Here is a 4,042-nt window from a genome sequence, read left to right as displayed (position 1 = left end):
TGAAACGCCTTGCTCGGCCCACCACAGGTCGAGCAATTCGCTCAGATGGCTGCTGATCCTGGCTTCAATCTCGGCCTGGCTGATGGGCGGGGGCTGCATGGGCGAAAGCTCCGGGCTTCGTTTCACCGGTAGCCTCGGTTTAACCGGCCGTATTGCAATTATTTGATCGCGGGCCGCGGGGCTGGTCGAGGGGGGATCCTGATTCGATGTACGGCTTGCTCGCTGGTCCGCCACGCCTGTTGCGACTGAGCGCATCGAGCGATCGCACCGCGCGACTGAAGCGCAATAGGCGCCCCGTCGCCTTCGGCGTGCCGCCGACGCATGTCCGAAACTGAGCGATCAAGGTGCGGTGGCTACAGTCGATCTCGGAACGAGGGGACCAAGCGGCAGGCGCCCGGCAGCGGCTTCGAGCTTTCCCCAGACCCAGGCGAGATCGTTTGGGGCGGTTGCCTGGGCGAGGCGCTCGGCGATCAGCTTCTCCATCGCAGCGAACCGGTCGTCCCAATTGCGGGCTGCGCCCATCCGGTTCGTGACGAGACCTGCGAGCTTCGGATCCAGCGCGCCCAGCTCAAGGGCCCGTCCCCGGATCGCGTGCATCGGCGCCCGGAGAAAGTGGTGCGCGCCGAGCGGTGTAAGGCGCACGACCATGAACTCGCGCTCGCCGACCGCTCTGACGAGCTGATGACGGTCATGGAGGCCGACAATCCGGGCCCCGTCATGACTACCCGCCGTGTCCTGCCGCCAGTGCGGAGCTCCAAAATTCAAGACAAGGGGGATTTCGGCCGACGGCAGGTGTCGTTCAAAAACGGGCTGCGGGAGAAACCCGAACTCGCCAGATAGCCTTGAACAAAGGCACGAAGGTCCGGATGAGCGGGGCGCTGCGCCACGCGCCATCGTCCGAGCTCCGATTCGTGTTCGCGTATATGCATGCCCAGGCCGGCTTGCGCAGGAAAGCCGTTTGACTATGACCCCTTTCGCGGTTGGCGCCGATGTCCGCGTGTCGAGCCGAACCGAGTTATTTCGCCAAGGATATCCCATGCTGCTGTCGGACGTGAAGGTCGTGGAATGGTCAACCTGGGTCGCCGGTCCGGGCTGTGCGGGGGTCATGGCCGACTGGGGCGCCAGCGTGATCAAGGTCGAGTCCGCGACGGGTGACGCCACGCGGGCCTTCTTCCCCGACACGGCCGAGAGCCCCGGAAACCCGGTATTCAGCATGGAAAACCGTGGCAAGCGCGGCGTCGTGCTGGACACTGCCAAGCCCGAGGGCCGCGCAGCCCTGATCGCGCTCCTCAAGCAAGCTGACATCTTCGTGACCAATGTACGGCCTGGATCCCTCAAGCGCGCAAAGCTCGACTACGACAGCCTGAAGGCGGAGCTGCCGCACCTGATTTACGCCAATGTCACCGGCTATGGCCTGACCGGGGAGATGGCCGACGTTGCGGCCTTCGACATCACGGCCTTCTGGACCCGCAGCGGGGTCGCCGCCTCGACGATCCCGCCCGACCAGGAGCCGTTCCCGAGCCGTCCGGGCTTCGGCGACCATTTCACGGCGCTGGCGACCCTGTCTGGCGTCCTGGCCGCCCTGCACGAACGCTCGCGCACCGGCCAGGGACGGCAGGTGGAAACCGCCCTGATGCGAGTCGGCGCCTATGCGGTCGGCTGGGACCTGTCGCTGCACCTGCGCTACGGAGACGTGACCACGGCTCAGCCGAAGCAGGATCGCATGGTCGCCCTTTCCGGCTTCTTCCATACCGGCGATGATCGGTGGTTCGTCGTGGTCGTGAAGAGCGCCAACGACTATCCCAATGTCATGCGCGCGATCGGCCGCCACGACATCCTGGCCGATCCACGCAACCTGCCGCCCTACAGCGACATCCACGTCGTTCGCTATGTGCGCGCCGCACTGGACGCAGCGTTTGAGGCCATGACCCTGGAGCAGGCTGGCGAACTCTTGACCGCGGCGGATGTCGCCTGGGCTCCTATGGAGACGCTGATGGATCTGGAGATGAATCCCCAGGCCCATGAAGCCGGCTGCTTCGTCGAGACGCCCGACGGGTGGGGCGGAAGCTTCTGGGGCCCCGCCTCGCCTGTGCGGTTTCCAGGTGTGGACACCAGTCCCACCGGGCCAGCGCCCAAGCTCGGTCAGCACACCCGCGAGGTCCTGGCCGAGGCCGGCTACGATGCGGCGGCTGTCGAGGCCATGATTGCGTCGGGCGCGGCGACCTAAGCCCGTTCGCGGCGGTCGTCGCGCAGGATCATCCCGCCGATCCAGCTGGAGATGCCCGTTATGATGGCTGCCAGCACACCGGCCATCAGGCCGTGCACCTCGAAGCCGTGGACGAAGAGCGAGACCAGGCCGATCATCGCGGCGTTCACGATCAGCAGGAAAAGTCCCAGCGTCACGATGGTCAGCGGCAGCGTCAACACGAAGACGATTGGTCGGACGAAGGCGTTTACGACCCCCAGCAGCACAGCGGCCAGGATCAGCGCGGTGGCGCCATGGACCACGATCCCGGAGACCAGCTTGGAGGCGACCCACAGACCCAGGGCGCCGAAGATCACCCGCACGATGAATTTGGCGAACATACAGCCCCCTCGGTTTTTCGAGCTTCACTACTAGAGCCTCTGGGCCAGCCGTGGGAAAGGGTTTCGGCGCCGACACGGTGGCGGCGCAATTTAGCCTTCGCGACGCGGTCTAGCTGCAGTGGTGGGGTAATCAGGGGACCGTGGGATGTTCAGACGCCTTCTTGGCCCGGCGCTCGTGATGACGCTGGCCGCCTGCGCGTCCGATCATCCGCACGGACACGGCCCGGGCGATCGCGCTCATGGCGGCCCAGGTGAGCACGGAGGCGGACCGGGCGCGGCGCCCCGGACGCGTCTTTTCATCAGCCCCTCCGGCGAGCCGTTCCGCGGTGAGGATGGTCTTGGCCGCTGGCTTGCCCAGGCCGATACCGATCACGACGGCTCGGTGAGCCTGGCCGAGTTCCGCGCCGATGCCCTGCACTCCTTCAAGGTGCTCGACACCAACGGCGACGGTGTCATCGACGGTTTCGAGATGCAGGCCTACGAGCGCAACATCGTGCCCGAGATCGGCATCATGACCTTCGATGAAGGCGCCGGCGGCGGCCAGCGTCCGTCGGGAACCGGCGGCGGCGGCCGGGGTGGCGGCGGCGGCCGTGGCGGACGCGGCGGTGGCGGCATGGGTGGCGGCGGACGCGGCGGCGGTGGCATGGGCGGTGGCGGCATGGGCGGCGGTGGAGGACGAAGCGGCGACGGCTCGAACGCGCAGCAGACCGACCGCGCCCCGGCGGCCGGTCGTGAGGGCGCGGCGCGCTACTCCCTGCTGAACGAGCCCGAACCCATCGCAGCGGCCGACGCGGATCTCGACGGCAAGGTCACCCTGGCGGAATGGATGGCCATCACCGATCGCCGTTTCGCCCGGCTTGATCACCTGAAGACCGGTCGTCTGACAAAGGACAGCCTGCTGCACCCCGCGCCGAAGCCGAAAGACGCCGCGCCGTCAGGGCGCTAGGCTGTCGCGATCTCGACCGACGGCACCGCTTCACTCAACCGGCCCCCGATGCGGATCGGCTCGACGCGGCGGGCAAGGCCCGTGGCGTTGTCGGTCTCCACGAATACGCCACACACGGTGGCCGGGCCCTCGGCGGGCTTGTAGCGGCCGCCGGAGATGCGGGTGGTGAAGCGACGCAGCGGCTCTTCCTTCTGGTTGCCGATGACGCTGTCGTAGTCGGCGCAGGCGCCGGCGTCCGTCTGGTAGGCCGTGCCATTGTTGAGGATCTGGGCGTCGGCGGTGGGCACATGGGTGTGGGTGCCGACCACCAGGCTGGCGCGGCCGTCGCAGAAAAATCCGATGCCCTGCTTTTCGCTGGTCGCCTCGCCGTGGAAATCGACCACGATGGCGTCGGCGGCCTCGCGCAGCGGGCAGGCATCGAGTTCCTTGCCGACGGCGTTGAAGGGATCGTTGAGCGGCTCCATGAAGACGCGGCCCATGGCGTTGATCACCAGCGCGCGCTTGCCGTTC

The 4,042-nt window shown here is 67.2% G+C and carries 5 protein-coding genes; 2 read left to right on the top strand and 3 right to left on the bottom strand.

Going from position 1 to position 4,042, the window contains the following annotated elements; translation table 11 throughout:
• Positions 1–339 precede the first annotated feature (339 nt).
• Positions 340–894, bottom strand: coding sequence for a DUF6597 domain-containing transcriptional factor (locus VGI62_RS10635; RefSeq protein WP_331504459.1), 555 nt, complete (start codon positions 892–894; stop codon positions 340–342).
• Between the two features lie 142 nt (positions 895–1,036).
• Here VGI62_RS10635 and VGI62_RS10630 point away from each other — a divergent pair, with 142 nt between their 5' ends.
• On the top strand, positions 1,037–2,227 hold the full coding sequence (locus tag VGI62_RS10630; RefSeq protein WP_331504458.1) for a CaiB/BaiF CoA-transferase family protein: 1,191 nt from the start codon (positions 1,037–1,039) through the stop codon (positions 2,225–2,227).
• Here the strand turns inward: VGI62_RS10630 and VGI62_RS10625 are convergent.
• On the bottom strand, positions 2,224–2,586 hold the full coding sequence (locus VGI62_RS10625) for a phage holin family protein (protein ID WP_331504457.1): 363 nt from the start codon (positions 2,584–2,586) through the stop codon (positions 2,224–2,226). The two genes, VGI62_RS10630 and VGI62_RS10625, sit on opposite strands and share 4 nt — an antisense overlap.
• A 145-nt stretch (positions 2,587–2,731) precedes the next feature.
• Here VGI62_RS10625 and VGI62_RS10620 point away from each other — a divergent pair, with 145 nt between their 5' ends.
• Entirely contained in the window at positions 2,732–3,532 is an 801-nt protein-coding gene (locus VGI62_RS10620) for a hypothetical protein (protein ID WP_331504456.1), read from the top strand.
• Here VGI62_RS10620 and VGI62_RS10615 read toward each other — a convergent pair.
• The coding region (locus tag VGI62_RS10615) for a YmdB family metallophosphoesterase (RefSeq protein WP_331504455.1) at positions 3,529–4,042 on the bottom strand (514 nt) is incomplete at its 5' end. The genes VGI62_RS10620 and VGI62_RS10615 overlap by 4 nt on opposite strands.

This window comes from Phenylobacterium sp., from assembly GCF_036495085.1.
In the GTDB taxonomy this organism is placed as follows: Bacteria; Pseudomonadota; Alphaproteobacteria; order Caulobacterales; family Caulobacteraceae; genus Phenylobacterium.
Note: the sequence above shows the minus strand (reverse complement) of the source record. Positions and strands in the feature narration are given on the sequence as shown.

Excerpts from the sequence above, each read along its gene's own strand:
- VGI62_RS10635 (WP_331504459.1), bottom strand. The coding sequence starts at position 894 with ATGGCGCGTGGCGCAGCGCCCCGCTCATCCGGACCTTCGTGCCTTTGT.
- VGI62_RS10630 (WP_331504458.1), top strand. The coding sequence starts at position 1,037 with ATGCTGCTGTCGGACGTGAAGGTCGTGGAATGGTCAACCTGGGTCGCC.
- VGI62_RS10625 (WP_331504457.1), bottom strand. The coding sequence starts at position 2,586 with ATGTTCGCCAAATTCATCGTGCGGGTGATCTTCGGCGCCCTGGGTCTG.
- VGI62_RS10620 (WP_331504456.1), top strand. The coding sequence starts at position 2,732 with ATGTTCAGACGCCTTCTTGGCCCGGCGCTCGTGATGACGCTGGCCGCC.